Annotated in this window: 18 protein-coding genes; 11 read left to right on the top strand and 7 right to left on the bottom strand. The window is 59.1% G+C overall.

Translation table 11 applies throughout. From position 1 onward, the window contains the following. Nucleotides 1-20 precede the first annotated feature (20 nt). Nucleotides 21-5,447: an alpha-2-macroglobulin family protein gene (locus ACR0LF_RS11770; protein WP_480579714.1), complete on the bottom strand. Its 5,427-nt coding sequence runs from the start codon at nucleotides 5,445-5,447 to the stop codon at nucleotides 21-23. Nucleotides 5,448-5,563: 116 nt separating this feature from the next. On the opposite strand from ACR0LF_RS11770, the gene ACR0LF_RS11765 reads away from it, so the two are divergent. Continuing rightward, complete coding sequence (locus tag ACR0LF_RS11765) at nucleotides 5,564-7,792, top strand: response regulator (RefSeq protein ID WP_480579716.1); 2,229 nt, start codon at nucleotides 5,564-5,566, stop codon at nucleotides 7,790-7,792. Between the two features lie 93 nt (nucleotides 7,793-7,885). Here the strand turns inward: ACR0LF_RS11765 and yaaA are convergent, their stop codons facing one another. The 3 genes from yaaA to ACR0LF_RS11750 form a co-directional block, all read right to left on the bottom strand. After that, nucleotides 7,886-8,656 (bottom strand): peroxide stress protein YaaA, encoded by a 771-nt coding sequence (gene yaaA, locus ACR0LF_RS11760; protein WP_480579718.1) that lies wholly within the window; start codon nucleotides 8,654-8,656, stop codon nucleotides 7,886-7,888. 133 nt (nucleotides 8,657-8,789) lie between these two features. After that, complete coding sequence (recQ, locus tag ACR0LF_RS11755; RefSeq protein WP_480579720.1) at nucleotides 8,790-10,829, bottom strand: DNA helicase RecQ; 2,040 nt, start codon at nucleotides 10,827-10,829, stop codon at nucleotides 8,790-8,792. A 78-nt stretch (nucleotides 10,830-10,907) separates the two neighbouring features. Then, nucleotides 10,908-11,195, bottom strand: coding sequence for a YggT family protein (locus tag ACR0LF_RS11750; protein ID WP_480471526.1), 288 nt, complete (start codon nucleotides 11,193-11,195; stop codon nucleotides 10,908-10,910). Between the two features lie 128 nt (nucleotides 11,196-11,323). On the opposite strand from ACR0LF_RS11750, the gene ACR0LF_RS11745 reads away from it, so the two are divergent. The 10 genes from ACR0LF_RS11745 (at nucleotide 11,324) to smpB (ending at nucleotide 19,537) form a co-directional block, all read left to right on the top strand. Continuing rightward, the gene (locus ACR0LF_RS11745; protein ID WP_480579722.1) at nucleotides 11,324-12,691 is read left to right on the top strand and encodes an MFS transporter; all 1,368 of its coding nucleotides are present in this window, start codon (nucleotides 11,324-11,326) and stop codon (nucleotides 12,689-12,691) included. Then, on the top strand, nucleotides 12,688-13,551 hold the full coding sequence (mepA, locus tag ACR0LF_RS11740; RefSeq protein WP_480579724.1) for a penicillin-insensitive murein endopeptidase: 864 nt from the start codon (nucleotides 12,688-12,690) through the stop codon (nucleotides 13,549-13,551). The genes ACR0LF_RS11745 and mepA overlap by 4 nt, the downstream gene beginning before the upstream one ends. Further along, entirely contained in the window at nucleotides 13,524-14,408 is an 885-nt protein-coding gene (locus ACR0LF_RS11735; protein WP_480579726.1) for an esterase-like activity of phytase family protein, read from the top strand. Before mepA ends, ACR0LF_RS11735 begins: the two co-directional genes overlap by 28 nt. A gap of 91 nt (nucleotides 14,409-14,499) precedes the next feature. Further along, complete coding sequence (locus ACR0LF_RS11730) at nucleotides 14,500-15,144, top strand: queuosine precursor transporter (RefSeq protein WP_480579728.1); 645 nt, start codon at nucleotides 14,500-14,502, stop codon at nucleotides 15,142-15,144. A 263-nt stretch (nucleotides 15,145-15,407) separates the two neighbouring features. Beyond that, nucleotides 15,408-15,827 carry an alternative ribosome rescue aminoacyl-tRNA hydrolase ArfB gene (gene arfB / locus ACR0LF_RS11725; RefSeq protein WP_480579730.1) on the top strand — a complete coding sequence of 140 codons (420 nt, stop codon included), beginning with the start codon at nucleotides 15,408-15,410 and terminating at the stop codon, nucleotides 15,825-15,827. Nucleotides 15,828-15,887: 60 nt separating this feature from the next. Beyond that, on the top strand, nucleotides 15,888-16,634 hold the full coding sequence (locus ACR0LF_RS11720; protein ID WP_480579732.1) for an SDR family oxidoreductase: 747 nt from the start codon (nucleotides 15,888-15,890) through the stop codon (nucleotides 16,632-16,634). An 82-nt stretch (nucleotides 16,635-16,716) separates the two neighbouring features. Continuing rightward, nucleotides 16,717-17,733, top strand: coding sequence for a P1 family peptidase (locus ACR0LF_RS11715; RefSeq protein ID WP_480579734.1), 1,017 nt, complete (start codon nucleotides 16,717-16,719; stop codon nucleotides 17,731-17,733). 113 nt (nucleotides 17,734-17,846) lie between these two features. Continuing rightward, complete coding sequence (locus ACR0LF_RS11710) at nucleotides 17,847-18,260, top strand: c-type cytochrome (protein WP_480579736.1); 414 nt, start codon at nucleotides 17,847-17,849, stop codon at nucleotides 18,258-18,260. Between the two features lie 199 nt (nucleotides 18,261-18,459). Beyond that, a complete protein-coding gene (gene idi / locus ACR0LF_RS11705; RefSeq protein ID WP_480579738.1) occupies nucleotides 18,460-19,002 on the top strand; it encodes an isopentenyl-diphosphate Delta-isomerase in 543 nt (180 codons plus the stop codon). A gap of 58 nt (nucleotides 19,003-19,060) precedes the next feature. Then, nucleotides 19,061-19,537, top strand: coding sequence for an SsrA-binding protein SmpB (gene smpB, locus ACR0LF_RS11700; protein ID WP_480579740.1), 477 nt, complete (start codon nucleotides 19,061-19,063; stop codon nucleotides 19,535-19,537). Here the strand turns inward: smpB and glpK are convergent. The 3 genes from glpK to panB form a co-directional block, all read right to left on the bottom strand. Next, entirely contained in the window at nucleotides 19,534-21,012 is a 1,479-nt protein-coding gene (gene glpK, locus ACR0LF_RS11695; RefSeq protein ID WP_480579742.1) for a glycerol kinase GlpK, read from the bottom strand. The genes smpB and glpK overlap by 4 nt on opposite strands. Nucleotides 21,013-21,081: 69 nt before the next feature. After that, nucleotides 21,082-21,933, bottom strand: a complete 852-nt coding sequence (gene panC / locus ACR0LF_RS11690) for a pantoate--beta-alanine ligase (protein ID WP_480579744.1) — start codon at nucleotides 21,931-21,933, stop codon at nucleotides 21,082-21,084. Beyond that, nucleotides 21,930-22,769, bottom strand: coding sequence for a 3-methyl-2-oxobutanoate hydroxymethyltransferase (gene panB, locus ACR0LF_RS11685; protein WP_480579746.1), 840 nt, complete (start codon nucleotides 22,767-22,769; stop codon nucleotides 21,930-21,932). The genes panC and panB overlap by 4 nt, the downstream gene beginning before the upstream one ends. Between the last annotated feature and the right edge of the window lie 2 nt (nucleotides 22,770-22,771).

The following is a 22,771-nucleotide window of genomic DNA, read 5'->3' as shown; positions in this document are numbered from 1 at the left end:
GCGATATGGCGCAAGGGCGATCACTGAACTTCAACCCGACCGGTCGCCGTGCGCGCACGGTTCTGCGGGCGGTACATATCCTCGACCGAGGCCGCCGGGTGATGGAATACACCCGGTGTGACGGCACGCGCGACATAGGCCAGCGTCACGGTTTCACGCCCGGACAGATCGACAGCGGCAAGGAACCGGTCTGATCGAAACTCGGTATGCGTGGCGTCGGAAAGCTTCAGCCAGTCCAGCGACCGCACATCGCCCGAACGCAGCAGGTTCGGGTTGTCGATCTCGATGCCGGCGGCCAGCGGATCGTCCACCATCAACCGTGCTCCACCGCTTTCGAACGGCGTTACCATCAGAACCGTGACGAACCGTTCGCCGACGGCGAATCTGCTTTCGTTGATCAGATCGCCGTCCATTGTGTAATATCGCCGCTCAATCGCATAGCCGAGGCCACCCGCCTCGGGCGGAATTTCCGGGATTCCGGTGACCGTCAGGGTGATATCTGTTGCCTGACCGTTGCTGGCGATGATGTTGACCTCATCCGACTGTCCGGATTGGAGAACCTGCACGAACGGACCAGAAACCGGCGCTCCGTTGACCGTCAAACCCGATCCAGACGGGTCAGAAACCAGCGCGTGGGCCGCCAGCAGGGACCACGTGGCTTCCTGAGTGGACAGCGGTGTGCGGCCAGCGCTCACCCGTTGGATCAAAGCGTCGCGGTCGACTGCATCGCTGCCCGCGTCCACGGCGAGGGTCAACAGACCCGCCGCATCCCGCAGGCGGGTGCCGTAATCCGCGCGCCAATAGGTCTGTTGTTCGTCCTGTTGCCGGTCCAGCATCCGAGCGGCGCGGTTGAACATCGCGTCTGCCCGCGTCTGATCTCCGTAAGACGCCAATGCCGCGCCCAGCTGCGCCGCCGCCAGAGGGGTGTCGAACGCGTCCCCTTTGACATCGGCGTAGTAGCGCAGATCGCCCATCGAGGCTGCGCCTTCCCGCGCCAGAACCATCAGCGCATAGGCAATATCCTGACCGCCTGCATCGAAATCCGGCGCGTAATTGACCCTGTTTCGAAGGTTATCCATGGCCTGAGCGAAGGCCCGGTCCGGTACGGGATGCCCTTGTGCACGGGCGCGGGACAGAAAATCGGTCACATAGGCATCCAGCCAGAAATCCCCGCTGCCGGCGCGCCATAGGCCAAAGGCCCCATTTGCGGCCTGACGGGTCAGGATGCTGCGGATCGCTTCCGTAATGCGCAGATCCACCAAAGGACCGTCGCCCAGCCCCGAGGCTTGCGCGACGGATGACAGGTAAAGCAACGGCAACGCTTTGCTGGTGATCTGTTCAGTGCAGCCATAGGGGTATCGGTTCAACTGATCCAACAGACCGGGCGTGTCGAACTTTGCCAATGCTCCGGCAGACAGAATCGCCTTGGCCGAGCCGGGCTGAAACCCGTCAAACACGTCCTGCGAAAACAGGAAGCTGTCGCCTGCACCCAAGGCAAAACGCCGTGTCTGGGCAATCACCGGATCGTTGGCCCGAACCGGCATCCGCAAGGTTTGCGACAGGTCGCGCCCATCTGGTGTGGTGATCGAGACACTGATCTCGGGGTCGCCAACAACATTGGCCGTGATCGGGACGTCAAAGACCGCCTTGCCGCCGTCTTCAAGGACAAAGTTGGTCGGAGCTGTGCCCAACTCCAACCCGCTGGATGCTGTCAGGCCAAGCGCCATTTCTCCGGGCGTGCCGTCGGCATGGACGATCTCAAGCCGCATCCTGCTTTGATCGCCGGGGGCAAGGAATCGCGGTAGGCTGGCGGTGATAACCACCGGGTCGCGGACGATCATCTCGGCCTCGGCCTGCCCAACGGCTTTGGGCGACCACGCTACGGCCATCAATCGGACAGTTCCGTTAAAGGCGGGTAGGGGAACATCGATCTCGACCTCTCCATCTATGCCGACTTCAATCGGGCCACTGAACACTGCCATCAGGTCTTGTGTCGGCGGTGGAGACTGGCGGCGCATCCCGTTATCCGCGTCACCGCCGGATCGAACTGTGCCCATGGCCCCGTTCATGCCGTCGATCAAACGCCCATAGACGTCGCGCAGATCAACGCCCAAACGTCGCTGCCCAAAATAATATCCCTGAGGGTCCGGGCTTTCGAAACTCGTCAGATTCAGAATGCCGGCATCCACAGCCGCCACGGTCAGCCATACAGGATCACTGTTCGAAATATTTTCGACCCTAATGCGGGCTTTTTCTGTCTGACGTGGCGACGTCACCTCGGGCACATCGATGGTCACGGACAGTTTGCGATCCGCCGGATCGATGGCGGCGTAGGACACGCCCATGGCACGCGCCGGGTTTTGACCGGCCGCGACATCCATCGGGCGGATCACGGTTGCGGTGACATAGGCACCTGCACCCCAATCACGCGTAACCTCAAGGGGTATCACTGTCTCACCCTGTGGCACTTCAACCGTCTGGCGATGGATCAACCGGTTCGAAAGAACTTCGATCTGGGCGACACCGGCCATGCGCGGCACGATCCGCAACCGCGCCGTTTCCCCCGCGCGATAGCTGTCACGGTCCAGCGACATTTCGAGCCGGTCAGGCGTGGTCGAGGCATCGGCGGCCTGATACCAACCCGCATGGAACTCGACAGCGGTTTCGGCATATGGACCGTCGATACGCTGCACCACCAGTTCATAACGGCCCCAATCCACAGGCTGCGTCAGCGTCAGAGGGTTCGTGGTGGCGTCGACTTCTCCGGTCGCGATGCGGTTGCGGCGGGTTGTTGGTTCCCAATTCCAATCCCCATAGAGCTGATACCATTGATACCGCGTTTCAACCTTGTTCAGCGTCCAGCGCAGGCGCATCGGGTTGGGGGTCAGATCAGGGGCAAGGCCGACGATCTGGAACGCGGCCTCGGTGCCTTCGGGAACAACCTCGTCGAACAGGGGTTTGACACCGATCACAGGTTGTGGCGGCAGAACCGGAGCCGTCAGGCGGCGTTCCACCGGACGGCCCGAGCCATCGGCCAGACGCGCGATGATCTCGGCCTCGAACGGCTTACCTTCAGTCTCTAATACAGGGATTTCGACAGAGATGGTGGCTTGACCTGCTGCGTCCGTGCGCATGTCACCGAAATACGTGCTCTTGATTGAGGTCTCTGCATCGTAACGACCAAAACGATACCCTTCGTAGCCAGGAACCGTGTCGACAGGGCGGGCAACGATCTGACCGTCAATGCTCAGGTCAGACCCCGGCGCACCAAACAGGTAGCGTGCATTTATGGAAAGCGGCGGACTGTCACCGGGTCGCAAAGGCGCGCTGGGCAGGGACAGGTCGAAATCGATACGTTCCGGCAGGAAATCCTCGACCAATACCGTCTTACGCGCCAGCGCATCACCTTTGGGATCGGATTTGATCTCAATCTTCCATGTTCCACGCGGAACATCTGCGGCAACAGGCAGGGCAAACACATGACCCCCGGCAACGCCACCATCCGAAACAGAACGTCGATATTCCACACCGTCCGGACGATACAGGATTGCGGTCAGCGGCAGCCCTTCGATGGCTTGAGCCTCACTGTCGCGAGACAGGGCGGTGACGTGGATGACTTCCCCGGCCCGGTAAGCACCCCGATCTGTGGTCAGAAACACATCAATCGGCCCCGCCGGCGCGCGCCCTTCGACGCCGCGATCCGACAGGTCAAAGGCGGGGTCGGTCAGGGACAAAAAGCTGAAATCGTTGTTCCCGTCCGAAACTGTCACCAGCGCAGGCGCACTGGCCCCTTTGCCGCGCGTCAGGCCGGGATCGAAGCTGACATAGCCGGTTTCGTCGGTTTCCGCAGTTGCAATGACCGCGTTTGCATTCGTGACCAACGAGACCCTCACACCCGCACGCGGTGCCGTATCGCTTAGCCCACGCACGGTCAGGTGCAGACCATCCGTGCCAAGCACGGTGCTGATTCCCAGATCAGACAGCACAAACCACTGCGTTGCGCCCGGATCGTCATAGGGGTCAGCCCCGGGAACGCGAGCGGTCAGCGTATAGATACCTGCGGGTTGATCAGCGATGGCCTCTGCCATGGGCAAACGGGCCGTCATGGTCTGGTTCAACTGGTTGGAAACCTCGGCAGTGCCGGTCCAGATATCTTCGGCAATCTCATTCGAGAATTCTCTTTCCTGCCAATCGCTGAGCGGACGGCCAAAAAAGTCCTGTTGCACCGCTCGCAACAGATTCCGGTCACTGACCCGACGCAGGGTCAGATCCAGTTCGGTGACATTGACCGTCTCTACCGGCAAAGCGGCGTCAGCGGATTTCGGAAGCACATAACTGCGCCCGGGAAAGCGAACCGAAGGCGACCGGTCGCGCACATAATGGGTGAGTTCGATATTGCGGTTCAGTGTTTCACCCGAGGCGGCAGGCAAACCCTGGCGCAGCGTCAGGCGATAGCGCTGCCCGTGGGCCACCCCATCGACGCAAAGCTGCTTGCCGTCAATTTGCACAACCAACCCGTCCTCGCGGCGCTGAACATAGGGATCGTAATCGACCCCGGCCTTGACCAGCGGCTCAGAGAACTCGACACAAATCCGCGGCGCAGCGGCATCGCTCTCGACCGAACTATCGACAACGCGAAAACCGTATTTCCCGATGGCATCGTCCAGTGCGGCCAGCACGTCTTCGCGCGGTTGCACCTGTTCGGCCAGGCGAAGAACGGTGATCATATCGCGCCCGCGCTCAACCTGTTCCAGAGCGTCTGCAAGTGTCATCAGGGCGGCGATCTCGGAGCCGGGGGCCTCGGCGCGCAGGTAGCCATTGATAGCGGCATTCAGCGCGCGCTTGCGCAGATTTCGCCGCTCGCCTCGGTTCGAGGGGTTTATAGCCAGCAGCAGGCGCGCGTATTCCACCCAAAGATCCGAAGCATCGCTGAGGGACACGGCAACGCCGGTCCATTGCATCGCTTGTGTGACACTGCCAGCGCTGCGCGCCGCGTCCAGAACAGCCTGCACATCGTATCCCGCTGCCGAATGCAGAAACCCCAAATCGCGGGCTTGTTTTGCAGCGCGATCCAGATCGGCAGAGCCTATGACATTCAAGACCTCAGCGCGCGATTGTCCCAGCGTTAGGGTCTGTTCTGCGGTTGGAACCTTTTGTGCAGAAATGGCGCCTTGATACGCCTCCTGCCGATTTACACCGCTTTTGGGAAAGCACGCATCAGACCGGGTGTTGTATGTGAACGCCGTACATTGGTCATTGGCGGAACAGGCCTGAATGCAGGATTTCAGATCGGTATCGAACAGAGCATCCAGATCCGAGCCGTAGAAATCCGTGTCCCGCGAAGTGATATAGCGGAATTCAGGCACCGCATCCTGCGCCAGAACGGCAGCGGGTAGGATCAAAAATGAAAAGATGTAAGTTATTGAAATAAAAACAAAGTGGCGCATGATGCCCTCCTCTTTGAACACAGCCTTGCATGGTGCGCGCCTCAAGCGCAACGGCTTAAACAGTTTTTCACTCTCTGTCGCGATGCTGGGATTTGAACGTCCCGGAATCGATCACCATGAGTCTTGCAAACAAACTGGCACAGGAACGGCGCGCACGTCTGGCGGCCGAACGTATGCTGGCCCTGAAACAGGCCGAACTTTCGGCGGCCAATCGCAAACTGGGCCAGCACGCCATGGCCCTGACCAAACGTATCGGCGAAACGCAGGCCGAGGTTGAAACCGTTCGCGGCGAAAACGAAAAGGTCAAGTCCGATCTGACCGTTGCTCATGCCAAGATCGAGGTCGCTGAACGCCGCCTTTGGCATTCGATTCAGACCATTCAGGACGGATTTGCCTTTTTTGACGGCGACAGCCGACTGATCAGCGCAAACGCCGCATATCTGAGCGTTTTTGAGGGTTTGGATGAAGTTGCGCCGGGGATTTCCTATCAGCGTATTCTGCAGTTGCTGACTTCGGAAGGCATTGTGGATATCGGTGACGAAGCCGTCGAGGACTGGCAGGCCAGTATGCAGACGCGTTGGGATCGCGCCAATCCACCTCCGATCGTTGTGCAACTGTGGAATGGTCATTACATCCGCCTGATTGATCAACGGGGCAACGGCGGTGATGTGGTCAGCCTTGCCCTGAATATCACCGCATCGGTCCGGCATGAAACCGAACTGAAAGTTGCGCGTGAACGGGCAGAAGCGGCTAACCGGGCCAAATCAGCCTTTCTGGCCAATATGAGCCATGAAATCCGCACGCCGATGAACGGTATCGTGGGAATGACCGAATTGCTGGACGAATCTCCGCTGGACGAAGAGCAGCGGCTTTACGTCAACACGATCCGCAATTCGGGCGAGGCGTTGCTGGTCATCATAAACGACGTGCTCGATTACTCCAAGATCGAGGCTGACAAGCTGGTTCTGCACCCCGAGCCATTCGATCTGGAGCGCTGTATCCTTGAGGTCGCGATGTTGCTGCAACCCAGCGTGCGCGACAAAGGGCTTACCTTGCTGGTGGATTATGACCTCTTCCTGCCTACGCTTTTTGTGGGTGATCCTGGCCGAATACGGCAGGTTCTGACCAATCTGGTTGGCAACGCGGTCAAATTCACTGCGGATGGTCATGTGCTGGTCCGGGTGACTGGCGTTCCACATTCCCAAACTCAGACCTGCGATGTCCATATAGCCATCGAGGATACCGGTATCGGTATCGACGCCGAGAAAATCAGTCACATTTTCGGAGAGTTCAATCAGGTCGAAGACGAACGCAATCGCCAGTTTGAGGGTACCGGCCTTGGTCTTGCCATTACGCAGCGCCTGATCACCATGATGGGTGGCTCGGTCTGGGTGGAAAGCGAGCAGGGGCAGGGGTCCTGTTTTGGCTTTCGTGTGTCGCTGCCCACGGCAGAAGGCCCACAGCCCGAACCTCCGAAACTGGCAGATTGCGTGAAGCACGTCATGGTGGTCGAAGATATGGCCGTAAACCGGGCCATTCTGGCGAAACAGCTCGGTCGGCTGGGCGCAGACGTTACGGTTTGCGCCTCTGGGGCTGAAGCGTTGGCAGAAATGAAGGAATCGATTGAACTTGTACTATGCGATCATGATCTTCCAGACATGGACGGATTGGACCTGGCGACTTCACTCAAGGATCGCGGTTGGGGGGACGTTCCGGTCATCGTGATGTCCGCGAACCCTGCGCTGATCCACACTCACCCCGCGCGCGACCTGATTGATGGCGTCTTGCAGAAACCAATTCCCAGGGCGGAATTGTATTGCAGACTGATGGCTCTCAAATGCCCAACACCGTCCGAGGGTCGGTCATTACCGCATAATTCAGACTCTAATATTGACGAAATCGCGGCTTTGGAAACAAGGCGCATGAAGGTTCTTGCGGCAGAGGACAATCGTACCAACCAGTTGATCCTGAAAAAAATGGTCAAGGACCTGGATATCGACCTGCGCTTCGCGACCAATGGGGTCGAAGCCGTTGCGATCTTTCAGGAGTTCGATCCGGATTTGATCTTCATGGATATTTCCATGCCGAAAATGGACGGCAAACAGGCCACTGCCGAAATTCGCAGGCTTGAGATCGAAACAGGCCGTCATGTGCCGATTGTCGCCCTGACCGCCCATGCCATGGCAGGCGACGATCTGGGCATCCTGTCAGCCGGGTTGGATCATTACCTGACGAAACCGCTGCACAAAAACCTCATTCATCAGATGATCCTGGAACATCAACCCGATGGGGTAAGCAGTGTCGCCAATAATCATCCTGTGCAGGATACCACTTCATCTGGCTGAAAATATCCCGGGGAGCGCGAGGGGCTGGCCCCTCGCTCTGACTCGAAATCTCAAACCGTAGTTGAAAGTCCCGTCGACCAAGTTGCCAGGAGCTCAGGCCGCATAAGGTCTGACAAAGGCCGGTTTACCCTCTTCCGACAGGTCGGCACGATATTCATACCCACCCGTATCGAACTCCAGCAATGCCTGGGGGTCAGTCAGGCGGCGTTGAATGATATAGCGCGCCATAGCACCGCGTGCCTTTTTGGCAAAAAAGCTGACGATCTTCGGGGTGCCATTCTTGTCTTCCATGAACACCGGTGTGATGACGCGCAGCTTCAGGGCTTTCGCGTCTACGGCACCGAAGTATTCCTGACTGGCGCAGTTCACCAGAACGCCCGATCCAATTACCTCACCTTGAGCGTTCAGCGCCTTACTGAGTTGATCGCGCCAATATTCGTACAGGTTTTTACCCCGACGGGTTTTCAGCTTGCTGCCCATTTCCAACCGATAGGCCTGAATCGCATCCAGGGGGCGCAACACGCCATAAAGTCCCGACAGAATACGCAGATGTTCCTGCGCCCAGGCCAGTTCTTCCGCGTCCAATGAGGCTGCTTCCAGTCCCTGATAGGTGTCGCCCGCAAACGCCAGCGCCGCCGGGCGCGTCGCCTCGGCACCAGGGGTGTCTGAAAAGGCGCGATAGCGGTCGCGATTCAGACGCGCCAGATCGTCACTCAGATCCATCAGTTTTTTCAGATCGCCCAAGGTCAGGTTACGGGCGGTTTTGGACAGTCGGATCGCGTCGTCCTGAAAATCGGGTTGCGTAGCCTCAACATTGCGCTCAGCCCAGTCCAGCCGTTTGGCCGGGGAAATCACTACCAGCATATCCGCCCTCTTTCCTTGCCTGTTCAGGCGTATCTAGGTCGTTTTGTGTTTCATAAAAAGCGTTTTTGTCGAAAGGCGCGTTCGACCGCAGAGAGAGGCAGTGACTTTTGACGCCTTTCAAACGCGAAACGAACTAGCCCACATCCCGCAGCACGTCCAGAAAGGCGGTGCCAAACCTTTCGTGACGACGCTCGCCCAACACCTGCTCAATCCCGCGTGCATCGCCCGGCCGCAACTGGGCCACCTTCGCCAGTTGCGAGGCCGAGCAGGTCAGGGGTTTATCTATCCCCTCGGGTCCGCGCGACAACTGAGATTGTACTTCCAGCAAACGGTCATAGGTTTCACCCTGATCCCGACCGGCCAGTTTGCGGCGTGCCGGATGAACCGTCTCGACCGAACCGGCGATCACTTCGAGGAAGATATCGCCGTAGCGCTCCAGCTTTTTCGCGCCGACCCCGCCAATCCGAGCCATGTCGTCCAAAGTCATCGGGCGAGTTTCAGCCATTTCGATCAGGGTGCGGTCAGGGAAGATGACATAGGCAGGCACCCGCGCGGATTCTGCCAGCGCGCGGCGTTTTGCCTTGAGGGCCGAGAGCAATGGCGCGTCCTCTTCAGCGACCATGGCTTTGACGGCCGGGCGGCGCGTGGCCTTGCGGATCGTATCTTTGCGCAGGCTGATCTGCGCTTCGCCTTTCAGAATGGGCTTGGCCGCTTCGGTCATGCGCAATGCGCCGTGGCGTTCAGGGTCGGGGCGCACCAGATCGTGACCCATCATCTGGCGGAAGATGGCTTGCCATTGCGGGCGGGACCAGTCCTTGCCGATGCCCCAGGTGGATAGCACATCGTGGCGACGCGCGCGGATTTTGTCGGTTTCATTGGCCAGAAGAATGTCGATCAGATGACCACTGCCGAACCATTCCTCGGTGCGCAGGATCGCGGACAGGGCCATGCGGACAGGGGTTGTCCCGTCAAACACTTCGGGTGGCGTATCGCACAGGTCGCATTTGCCACAGGGCGCGGCCTGCTCGCCAAAATAGCCCAAGAGGGTTTGACGGCGGCATTCCAGCGCTTCGGCCAATCCCAGCAAGGCGTTCAGACGCGCGTGATCGGCCATACGACGCTCGGGAGGCGCAAGACCTTCATCGATTTGTGACCGCCGCAGGCGGATGTCGTCAGGGCCGAACAGGGTTAGCGTCTCAGCCGGGCCACCATCACGCCCGGCGCGCCCGATCTCCTGATAATAGGCCTCGATCGATTTGGGCAGGTCCGCGTGGGCAACCCAGCGAATGTCGGGCTTGTCGATCCCCATGCCGAACGCCACGGTGGCGACGACGATCAGGCCGTCCTCACGCGCGAAACGGGTTTCGACGATACGGCGATCCTCGGGGTCCATTCCACCGTGATAATGGCAGGCGCTGTGACCTTCGGCGCGCAGGGCCTGGGCCAGCACTTCGGTTTTGTTACGCGTCCCGCAATAAACGATGCCGGATTGCCCTTTGCGGGCGGCGGCGAAGTCGAGGATTTGTTTGCGGGGCCCATCCTTGGCGGCAAAGGCCAGATGGATATTGGGCCGGTCAAAGCCGCGCAGAAACTTACGCGGCGCAGTACCGTCGAACAGTTTCTCGACAATCTCATCCTGCGTTTCCGCATCCGCAGTCGCTGTGAAAGCCGCCAGCGGTACGTTCAGGGCGCGCCGCAGCTCTCCGATCCGCAGGTAGTCTGGGCGGAAATCATGGCCCCATTGGCTGACGCAATGGGCCTCGTCCACAGCGATCAGGCTGACATTGATCCGCCGCAGCATGCCCAGGGCCGACCCGGCGGCCAGACGTTCGGGGGCCATGTAAAGCAACTTGAGCCGTCCAGCCTCCAGCGCCTCCCACACCGCATCGGTTTCTTCAGGTGTATTGCCCGAAGTAAGCGCACCGGCCTCAACACCGGCTTCCTGCAGCCCGCGCACCTGATCGCGCATCAAAGCGATCAGGGGGGAAATCACTACGGTCACGCCGTCCCGCAACAGGGCAGGCAGTTGAAAACATAACGACTTTCCACCGCCTGTCGGCATGATCGCCAGCACGTTTTCACCTGCGGTCACGGCATCGACGATCTCTTCCTGCCCGGGGCGGAAGGCGTCGAATCCAAAGACGTCTCGCAACAAGGGTGCGGAGTCGAACATGTGCGGGGTGGCCCTGTTTTAAGGTTTATCTGCTCTTAAGACAGGACAATCACATACTAAGATTCGGTGAACAAGAGGTCAGTAGAAATAGACCGCATTGTTGATCAGGATGATCCGCAGCGCATAGACCGCGATCAGAACCACAAGAGGCGTCAGATCAAGCCCGCCCATATTGGGAAGGAAGCGGCGGATCGGGCCATAAATAGGCTCTAATATCCGGTTCAGCCCGTACCAGATTTGCGCGACCAGCTGTTGGTGCAGGTTTAGGACCTGAAAGTTGATCAGCCAGCTCATAATCACATGGGCCAGGATGATGAACCAGACAATGTCCAGGATCAGCAGTAGAATTTGGATCAGCGACAGCATGGGGTCTCCGTTATCTTGTTGGCCGAGACCTAAGCACCATGGCGACAAAGAGCAAGTGTCTGACACTCAGCGCTTGCGGATTGAACCAAAGCCCCGTTTTATGAATGCAACGATAAACAGGGGCAGAGATGGCAGAGATTTCCAAGCGCAAGCGCATCTGGGGCTGGTGGTTCTTTGACTGGGCCAGTCAGCCCTATCACACCCTTCTCGTCACCTTTGTTTTTGGTCCGTACTTCGCCGGGGTCGCCGCCGGGTATTTCACCAATGAAGGGCTGGATGCGCAGGCGGCTGCGGCGCGCGCTCAGACTGTCTGGGCGAACTGTCTGACGATAACCGGGCTGATCATCGCCTTTGGTGCGCCACTTCTGGGGGCGATGGCGGATGTGTCGGGGCGGCGCATCCCGTGGATATTTGCCTTTTCGGTCATGTATGCGGTTGGGTCTGCGGCGCTTTGGTACACGATGCCCGATGGTTCGAACATGTGGCTGATGTTGTCGGCTTTTGGTTTCGGCTTCGTAGGTGCGGAATATGCGCTGATCTTCATCAACTCGCAGCTGCCCGATCTGGGCGATGATAGCGAAGTGGGCGAGATCTCGGGCTCGGGCTTTGCCTTTGGCTATTTTGGCGGGCTGATATCGCTGGCGATCATGCTGGCGCTGTTTGTTGAACAACCCAACGGCAAGACGTTGATCGGGATGGAGCCCGCCTTTGGTTTGGATGCGGCGACGCGGGAAGGCACGCGTTTTGTCGGCCCCTTTACGGCGGCGTGGTTCGTTTTGTTCATGGTGCCGTATTTCCTGTGGGTCCGCGACGATGCGGCGACGGACAAAAAGGGAAGTGTGGGCGAGGCGCTCCGGCTGCTGGCGAAATCAGTGTCTAACCTGCGCTATCGCGTCAGTCTGGCCACTTACCTCGGCTCGTCCATGTTCTATCGTGACGCGCTGAACGGGCTGTACAGTTTTGGTGGCGTCTACGCACGGCTGGTGCTGGAATGGGACCTGATCAAGATCGGCGTCTTTGGTATCGTCAGCGTTCTTGCCTCGGCCGTTTTTGCGTGGATCGGGGGGAAGGCGGATAAGAAATATGGCCCGAAACCGGTGATTTTGGTGGCGATCTGGGTGTTGATCTTTGTTTGCATCACAGTGGTGATGATGGACCGGACGCAGATCTACGGCATCAGCCTGCCCGAAGGGTCCAACCTGCCAGACCTGGTTTTCTTTGGCTGCGGTGTGCTTATCGGCGGCATGGGCGGTATTCTGCAATCGGCCAGCCGTTCGATGATGGTACGCCACACCGACCCCGAAACTCCGGTCGAAAGCTTTGGTCTCTATGGCCTATCGGGGCGCGCGACGGCTTTTGCGGCACCGTTGTTGATCGGGATTGCAACAACCGCAACCGGCAGTGCGCGTCTGGGGGTGTCACCAATCATTCTGTTGTTTATTCTGGGGCTATTCCTGATGCGCTGGGTCAGACCTGAAGGGGATCAGAGCAGATGATTTTACTACGTTTTTTGGCACTACTGGCAATCACGGCGCTGGCGAACACGGCCGCAGCGCAACCCTTGGCAAAGCAGTTGTTCGGGGCACAGAAGATAAGCTCGCAACAAAAAGCGGCTGCTTTCGGCAGTTATTCGCGCGGATGTGCAGCCGGGTCTGTGCAATTGCCCGAGACCGGGCCCACATGGCAAGCCATGCGACTGTCGCGCAATCGCAACTGGGGGCATCCCCAAGCGATCGATTACGTGCAGGACCTCAGCCGGTTTGCGGCAAAGCAACCGGGGTGGAATGGTCTCTATATCGGCGATATCAGCCAGCCACGGGGCGGGCCGATGACTTCGGGCCACCGTTCGCACCAGTTGGGGTTGGATATCGATATCTGGATGCTGCCGGGCGACAACATGCGCCTGTCGCGCAAGGCGCGCGAGAATATCTCGTCCATCTCGCTGCGTCGTTCCAATGGGGCTTACGTCAACAGCAACTGGACCAAACAGCACCACGCGGTTCTGCGCGAAGCCGCAAAAGACAAGCGCGTCGCGCGAATCTTTGTGTTCCCCGGCGCCAAGGTTCAAATGTGCAACGATGAAAAAGGTAATCGTGCTTACCTGCGCAAGATCAGGCCGTGGTGGGGGCATCACTATCACTTCCATGTGCGCCTGAAATGCCCGAGAGGGTCAAAGGGGTGCGTCAATCAGGATGCGCCACCCAAAGGCGATGGCTGCGCCGAAGCCCAGCAATGGGTGCGCAACATCCTGAACCCACCGCCGCCCGATCCAAACGCGCCGCCGCCCAAGAAACGCCGGGAATATGTTCTGGCAGATTTGCCAAAACAATGCGCCGCCGTTTTGCAATCCAACTGACTGCAGCGCTGTTTCTGGCCTCGACGGCCCTGGGAGTGGACGTAAAAACAGCCACGCACCAAACCAGTTTCGCATGGCGTCATCAGGCCGGTTGGTTTGGCGGGTTCTCGGCGCTTCATATTTCGGACAATGGGCGCCAGATGATCGCGCTCAGCGACCGGTCGCGGCTTGTAACCGCGCGTATTGAGCGGAGCGGGGGCGAGATCACCGGCATTCGCGTTCTGGGGCAATGGCCGGTTCTGTCCAGCAAAGGGCGTATCATGTCAGGGGGTGTCGGCGATTCCGAAGGGATCGCAGCGGCTGAAGACGGTGGTTTCTATGTCTCGTTCGAAGGGGTGCACAGGGTCGCTTATTACCGTGCTCCGGGTACAAAGGCACGCGTGTTGCCGCGCCCGGATGCATTTCGGGATCTCGCCGACAACGGTTCCTTTGAAGCTCTGGCCATCGACCCGCGCGGGCGGCTTTATACCATGCCGGAAAAAAACCGCACCGCCCGTGGGGACATCCCCGTCTATCGCTGGAACGGTACTGTCTGGTCGACCCCTTTGGTCCTGCCTCAGCGCAGCGGGTTCAAGCCGGTTGCCGCAGATTTCGGCCCTGATGGGCGGTTTTACGTGCTGGAGCGCAAGCTCTCGGCCTTTGGGTTTCGTTCGCGTTTGCGACGTTGGGAATTGACGAATGACATGCCAAGTGCCGAGGAAACCCTGTTCGAAACCGGGACCGGTCTGCATGACAATCTCGAAGGATTGTCGGTCTGGCGCGATGATCAGGGGCGGTTGCGGGCCACGATGATCTCGGATGACAACTTTCTGGCCCTGCAGCGGACCGAATTGGTCGAATACCTGCTGCCTGATTGACACGAGACAGATGAGGGTCTAAACGCACGGCTTGCCTTGGGACGAGCCCTTGGCCAAGTCGCCGCTACCTTGTCAAAACGGGCATCAAAACATGCAACGCGCTTACATACCCGGCATTATTGCCATGGCTGCCATTGTCGTGGCCTCAAACTTCCTGGTCCAGTTCCTGATCCTTGATGGGCTGCTGACCTGGGGTGCTTTCACCTATCCGCTGGCCTTTCTGGTCACCGACATCATGAACCGCGTCTATGGCGTCGGTCCGGCCCGCAAGGTCGTGTTCGCCGGGTTTGTCACCGGTATCATCTGCTCGCTGATCGGCAGCCAGATCATGCTTCAGGGTGACGGGTTCACCTATGCCGCCGTTCCGCTGCGGATTGCGGTTGCGTCCGGTACAGCCTTCCTGCTCGCGCAGCTGACCGACGTCACCGTATTCAACGCGATGCGTGGTGGCCGCTGGTGGCGCGCGCCGCTGGTGTCGACTCTGGTCGGATCGGCGCTGGACACCGCGCTGTTCTTCACCATCGCCTTCTCGGCCTCGGTTACTTTCTTCGGCGCCAATGCTGACGCCGCCATCAACTGGGCATGGGAGCCCGTGCCCTTCATGCTGTCGGGCCCGATGGCGCCGCTCTGGGTGACGCTGGCGTTTGCCGATTGGCTGGTGAAACTGTCGCTGGCTCTGATCGCTTTGATCCCGTTCCGGGTGATCGTCGCGCGACTGACTGCGCAGCCTGCGTAAAAAAGTGCTTTGAGAATGGCTCATCTTGTGTCAGGCTCAAAGTTAACCGCAACAGATAGAAAAGGAGGTGATCCAGTGTCAAGAAAGAGATTGGAGAGAGGTGTCGGAACAACCGGGGGGAAAGCCTGCTAGGGCAGCCCTTGGCGGAGCGCTCGCTCCGGCTGGTCGATTGATCTAACCGACCCGACCTCCTGAACTTTCGAAGGGCCGTCCCACCGGGGCGGCCCTTTCTGTTTCTGGCCACGCAAGTTAAGGTCGCGCCCATGTTGCGGATCACCGACGATATCGCCCTGCAGGATTGGGAAATGACCGAAAGCTTTGTGCGGTCCTCCGGCCCCGGTGGGCAGAACGTGAACAAGGTCTCGACCGCGGTTGAGCTGCGGTTCGAGGCTGCGCGCTCTCCCTCTTTGCCCGACCCGGTGAAGAACCGGTTGAAACGGCTGGCTGGTCGTCGCTGGACCAAGGATGGCGCGATCATCATTCAATGCGAAGAAACCCGATCGCAAGCCCGCAACCGGGAAATTGCGCGTACAAGGTTGGCTGAACTGATCACCCGCGCGTTGGTCAAACCCAAAAGGCGCATCGCTACGAAACCCACCTATGGCTCGGTCAAACGTCGACTTGCTGCGAAGAAAGCGCGCGGCGACGTCAAAGCGTTGCGGGGTAAGGTGCCCGAAGAATGATCTGGCATCTTGTCGGGGCGTTGATAGTCTGACCGCCAAAAGGGGTAGGAGGACAACGCCATGAGGCTGGAGGGAAAAACCGCAATCGTCACAGGTGGTGCATCCGGGTTCGGCGCTGGGATCGTTCAGAAGTTTCTGGCCGAAGGCGCACGTGTCATGATCGCGGACATCAATGGCGACGCAGCAAACGACTTGGTGGCGCAGCTTGGTTCCAACGCGGTGGCGCAGCAGGTCGATGTCGGCGACGGTGCCTCGGTCAATAAGATGGCGGACACGGCGCTCGCTTTGTTCGGGCAATTGGATATTCTGGTGAACAACGCGGGTGTCACCCACCTGCCCACACCGCTTGAGGATGTCAGCGAGGACGATTTCGACCGCGTATTCAATGTGAATATGAAATCCGTCTACCTGACCGCCCGCGCGTTGGTACCGCATATGAAGGCCCGCGAAACAGGCGCAATATTGAACGTTGCTTCAACCGCAGGCCTGTCGCCGCGCCCCAAGCTGAACTGGTACAATGCATCCAAGGGTTGGATGATTACCGCAACCAAGACAATGGCGGTCGAGCTGGCGCCAACGGGTGTGCGTGTGAACGCGATTTGCCCAGTGGCGGGTGAAACCCCATTGCTGAAATCCTTCATGGGCGAAGACACGCCCGAAATCCGCGCCAAATTCCTGTCGACAATCCCGCTGGGCCGCTTTTCAACCCCTCAGGATATGGCCAACGCCGCCTGTTTCCTATGTTCGGACGAGGCCAGCATGATCACCGGCACCGCGCTTGAGGTCGACGGAGGACGGTGCATCTGATCCGCTCTTCTTCTGTTCAAAAATACCTCCGCCGGAGGCAGCGCGCATCAGCGCGCTCTCCCGCTCAACCGCAGAGACTGAAATGACCCCCGGACCCAAAAACCTGATCACAGATGTCCCTGGCCTGATGGTCGGAAACGCTCAGGATGCCGCTTTGAAATCCGGCGCGACTGTCCTGACAGCCAATGACCCGTTCGTGGCATCGGTTCACGTTATGGGCGGCGCGCCGGGCACCCGCGAAACCGATCTTCTCGCGCCGGAAAAAACCGTGACACGAGTAGATGCGATTGCACTTTCGGGCGGGTCGGCGTTTGGGCTGGATGCCTGTTCCGGCGTCTCTGATGCCTTGCACCAGCAGGGCCGAGGGTACCCGGTCGGTGATGTTGTCGTGCCAATCGTTCCTGGCGCAATCCTGTTCGACCTGCTGAATGGTGGCGACAAGACCTGGGACAAGAACCCCTACCGCGACTTCGGTCGTGCCGCGTTCGAATCCGCATCGGATCAGTTCGAACTTGGGACCGCGGGCGCAGGCACCGGAGCGCTGGCCGCGATGCACAAAGGTGGCTTGGGCTCTGCTTCGCTGGTCTTGGACAGTGGTTTTACCGTGGGAGCGTTGGTTGCGGTCAACCCGCTGGGCAGCGTCACCACGCCGGGGGACCGGCATTTCTGGGCGGCACCGTTTGAGATAGATGGTGAATTCGGCGGTGTAGGGCCTGATACCAGCGCTGGACTCGGCTATCCATCGGCCAGCCGCAAGGCACAGGTGATGCGGCTCGTCGATCCCGACAAGGCGAACACCACCATTGCCATCGTTGCCACCGACGCAGCCTTGACCAAACCGCAGTGCCAGAGGTTGGCCGTTGCCGCACATGACGGTATTGCCCGCGCCATCGTGCCCGCCCACACGCCGGGGGATGGTGATCTTGTGTTTGGGGTCAGCACGGGCGCACAGGCCATCAAATCCGAAGCTGAGCCGGGCGTCATCGGGCACGCCGCCTCGCTGTGTCTGGCGCGGGCCATCGCTCGTGCCGTGTATCTGGCAACTCCGGCGGCAGGTGACCTTTTACCTTGCTGGTCCGAGGGACATGACAAAAGTTAAGGACACACTATTTGTCGCAGTGGCACAGTATATGCGCGCGGCAATCTGCGCGTTGACTCTTTTTTGCGCCGACGGTCCATTCGGTGCAGCCAATTTGTATCGGAGCAAAAGCTATGAATCGCATCCTCGCTACCGCAATCGTCGGCCTTCTGGCCCTGCCCGCCTATGCCGAAGGCGACGCCGAGGCCGGTAAGAAGGCCTTCAACAAATGCAAATCCTGCCACATGATCGCTGACCCGGAAGGCGAAGTCATCGTCAAGGGCGGGAAAACCGGCCCCAATCTCTATGGGATCGCTGGCCGTACCGCCGGAACCTATGAAGGCTTCAAATACGGTGACAGCATCGTCACCGCCGGTGAGAACGGCCTGGTCTGGGACGAGACAACCTTTGTCGAGTATTCGCAGGATCCCAAGGCATTCCTGAAAACCTATCTGGACGACACTGCTGCCAAGTCGAAAATGACCTTCAGGCTGAAAAAAGGTGGCGAAGACGTCTATGCGTACATCGTCAGTGTATCGGGCGAATAACAGCTGATACCGTGCATCCATGCGCAAGGACCAAAGGCCGCAGCCCCTGCGGCCTTTGGTGCGATTGATACCAGGATAAAACAGCGCCACTTTGGTATCTGACGGCAAACCGCAGAGTATGCCGCAACGCCAAGCCGACCCGGCAACAGCTAAACCCAACATCAGCCCAGTCAGGCGGATTGGCAGCAGGAGAGGACAGATGGGAATCATGATCCCGGCTTGGGTCGACGGAGAATTGACCCCTGTAGACAAGCTTGAAGCGCATGAAAAAGGGCTCAAGCACAAGGCTGTGTCGGTATTTGTCGTACGGGGGACCGAGATTCTGTTACAGCGCCGTGCATTGGGCAAGTACCACACGCCCGGCCTGTGGGCGAACACCTGCTGTACGCATCCGGATTGGGACGAAAGTTCATCGACCTGTGCCGTGCGCCGCCTGCGCGAAGAGCTTGGGATAACCGGTCTTTATCCTGAATACCGCCACCGGCTGGAATATCACGCCGATGTTGGCAACAGCATGGTGGAAAACGAGGTTGTCGATGTCTTTCTGGCCCATGTCCGCGGGCCGCTGAAAATTGAGCCTAACCCCGAGGAAGTCATGGAAATCCGTTGGATCGACTACCATGATTTGCTGGCCGAGGTGAAACGCCACCCGGATCGGTTTACGCCCTGGTTGAAGATTTACCTTCACAACCATGCCGACACGATTTTTGGCCCGGATCTGATCATTTCGGCCAAATCCTGACCGCTGCGGGAAATCCCTGCCTTGCAAGGGCGGCTCAAGCCGCCTAAATCAACGCGTCATGGCCAAGCAGAAGACAGACCCGAATTACAAGGTAATCGCCGAAAACAGGCGCGCCCGCTTCGATTATGCAATCGAAGAGGACATTGAATGCGGCGTCGTTCTGCAAGGGTCCGAGGTCAAATCCCTGCGCGCAGGTGGTTCTAACATCGCCGAAAGCTATGCCACGGTCGATAATGGCGAGCTATGGCTGGTTAACAGCTACATCGCGCCTTACGAGCAGGCCAAGGTGTTCAAACACGAAGAACGTCGTCGCCGTAAACTGCTGGTGTCACGCAAGCAGATGTCAGACCTGTGGAACGCGACCCAGCGCAAAGGCATGACGCTGGTGCCTTTGGTTTTGTACTTCAACCACAAGGGGTTGGCCAAGATTAAGATCGGCGTTGCCAAGGGTAAGAAAACCCATGACAAGCGCGAAACTCAGGCCAAGCGCGATTGGTCACGGCAGAAGCAACGCTTGTTGAAGGACCACAGCTAGAACGCCATTGCCGCCTGTACCGCGCGTTGCCAGCGGTCATAGGCCGCGTCACGCTCGGCTTGTTCTTGTGTCGGCTCGAACCGGTGATCCAGCGCCCATGTTTCGGCAAACCCGACCTGATCCGGGTAGATCCCGGCTTGCATACCTGCCAGCCATGCGGCCCCAAGGGCGGTCGTTTCCTGCATGACCGGGCGATCGACGGGAGCGCCTAGGCAGTTCGAAAGGCCCTGCATGGTCCAGTCAGACGCGCTCATCCCGCCATCGACGCGCAGAATGACATCGGCCTCAGCGCCCCAGTCGCCTTGCATGGCATGCCACAGGTCACGGGTCTGAAAGGCGATGCTTTCCAGCGTGGCACGAGCGAACTCGGCCCTTCCTGAATTGCGCGTCAGCCCGAACATCGCGCCGCGACAGTCAGGTTTCCAATAAGGCGCCCCGAGGCCGGTGAAGGCAGGCACAAGAACCACGTGCTGGTTCGGATCGGCCTGCGCTGCCAGATCACCGCTTTGTGGGGCTGCATCGATGATCTGCATTGCATCGCGCAGCCATTGCACGGCGGCCCCGGCAATAAAGATCGATCCCTCCAGCGCATAGGTCCGCTGGCCGTCCAACTGATAGGCAATTGTCGTCAACAGGCGGTTTTTCGACTGAACCGGCTGCGCGCCCGTGTTCAGCAACGCAAAGCAGCCCGTTCCATAGGTGGATTTCATCATGCCCGGCTGGAAACAGGCTTGCCCGATGGTGGCCGCTTGCTGGTCGCCTGCAACGCCCAGAATAGGAATGTCACCCCCGAACAAAGTCGTGGTGCCGAAGTCCGAGGCGCAATCCCTAACCTCGGGCAAGAGGGTCAGGGGCACATCCAGTAGATCGCAAATCTCGGCGCTCCACGCGCCTTTGTGAATATCGAACAGCAGGGTACGGGCGGCGTTGGTGGCATCGGTTGCGTGAACACGGCCTTCGGTCAGTCGCCAGATCAGGAAACTGTCAATTGTGCCGAACAGCAGCTCTCCGGCTTCGGCCCGTTCGCGGGCCCCTGAAACGGTATCCAGCAGCCATTTGACCTTGGTGCCCGAGAAATACGGATCCAGCAGCAGACCGGTTTGGGCGGTGACGTCATCCTCGCACCCGGCCTGTTTGTAGCGCGCGCAGATATCGGCGGTGCGACGGTCCTGCCAAACGATGGCGTTGTGGATCGCTTTGCCGGTCTGTTTGTCCCAGACAACTGTCGTCTCACGTTGGTTGGTGATCCCGATCCCGGCGATCTGATCCGCTGATACGCCAGTGGCCTCTATCACCTCGTGGCACACGTGCAGAACGCTGGACCAGATATCCTCGGGGTCATGTTCAACCCAACCTTCCTGCGGGAAGTGCTGGGGAAACTCGTGCTGTGCGGTGCCGACGGGCCGCATCTGCGCATCAAACAGAATGGCGCGCGAGGATGTGGTGCCCTGATCGATTGCCAGAATATAGGTCATGTCCGCTCTCCCCCGGTATCGTTTTGCGGGACTTTAGCGCAAACAATGCCGAAGGGGCCAGAGCAGAATTCAGACCGGATTGACCGGGATATTGTCGATCAGGCGGACACCATCAGCCCAGGCGGTGACGAACAAACGCGCAGGCTTGTTGGCCTTGGGCAGGCTTTCCAGCGTCTCGGCACAGCGCAGGTCGACATATTCGATGTCCGTAAATCCGGCATTCAACAAGGTCGACTTGGCATCCTGCGCCAGAGTGGCGAAATCACCGCCCGCGGCAAGGTCATCGGCCAATTGGCGCATGACCACATTCATGTGCGCCGCAACCTTCAAGCCCTCCGGTGACAGCAGAAGGTTGCGGGATGACATCGCCAGTCCCGAGGGTTCCCGCACTGTCGGGCAGCCAACAACCTCAATTGGAATATCCAGATCACGCGCCATGCGGCGGACGACCAGCAACTGTTGATAGTCTTTTTCTCCAAAATAGGCTCGATCTGCTTGGGTTTGCAGAAACAGCTTGGCGACCACGGTGGCCACGCCTTCGAAATGGCCGGGGCGGAACGGGCCTTCCATCACATCGGTCAGCCCGCCAACCGTAACTGTAGTCGAAAATCCGTCAGGGTAGATTTCCTGGGGGTCCGGCACATAGATCGCATCCACGCCATAAGGGGTCAGCTTCTCAGCGTCCTCATGCTCGGTGCGCGGATAATTTGCCAGATCGTTTGGGTTGTTGAATTGCTTGGGGTTCACAAAGATCGTCACAATCACCCGGTCGCAGCCCTCTTTCGCGGCCTGCGCCAGGGATAAATGCCCTTCGTGCAACGCGCCCATGGTCGGAACGACGCCGATCATTTCACCGCTACGGTGCCATTCGGTAGTCTTAGCACGTAGTTCAGCCAGAGAGCGCAAAATCGGTGCGGTCATGCTTTGGGTCCTTTGGTCGGAGCCCGATCGGCAAAGACATGTTCGTCTGCCGGAAAGGTCCGCGCGCGCACTTCGGCGGCGTATTCTGCGATGGCTGCTTCGGCCAACGGGCCCAGCTCGGCATAGCGTTTGACGAATTTGGGTTTGAATGCGGTGAAAAAGCCAACCATGTCGTCCACGACCAAAATCTGCCCGTCGCACCCGGCGGATGCGCCAATTCCGATGGTCGGGATCGCGATCTCTTGGGTGATCTGGTCGGCAAGACCTTGGGGGACTTTTTCCAGAACGACTGAAAACGCTCCGGCTTCGGTCACAGCGCGGGCATCTGCCATGACAGCTTCTGCCTGCTCATCCCGGCCCTGCACCTTATAGCCGCCCAGAGTGTTGATCGATTGCGGGGTCAGACCGATATGAGCCATCACCGGGATGCCGCGCTTGACCAAAAAGCGGATGGTTTCAGCCATTTCGACTCCACCTTCCAGCTTGACCGCGCCAGCACTGGTTTCCGCCATCAGGCGGGCGGCGCTTCGGAATGCCTGTGCCGGGCTTTCCTCATAGCTGCCAAACGGCATGTCGATGACTATCATCGCCTTGTCCAGCCCACGCGACACGGCCTGACCGTGCAGGATCATCATCTCCATCGTGACGCCCAGCGTGGATTCCAACCCGTGCAACACCATACCGACGCTGTCGCCCACCAGAACAAAGTCGCAATGCGCATCCATCAGGCGCGCCATGGGCGTTGTATAGGCGGTCAGTGAGACCAGCGGCTCGCCACCTTTTCGGGCGCGAATATCCTCGGCATTCGGGGCTTTCTTGCGGGCGGTGGCGCTCATGG

Source organism: Ruegeria sp. E8, assembly GCF_056533985.1.
Note: the sequence above shows the minus strand (reverse complement) of the source record. Positions and strands in the feature narration are given on the sequence as shown.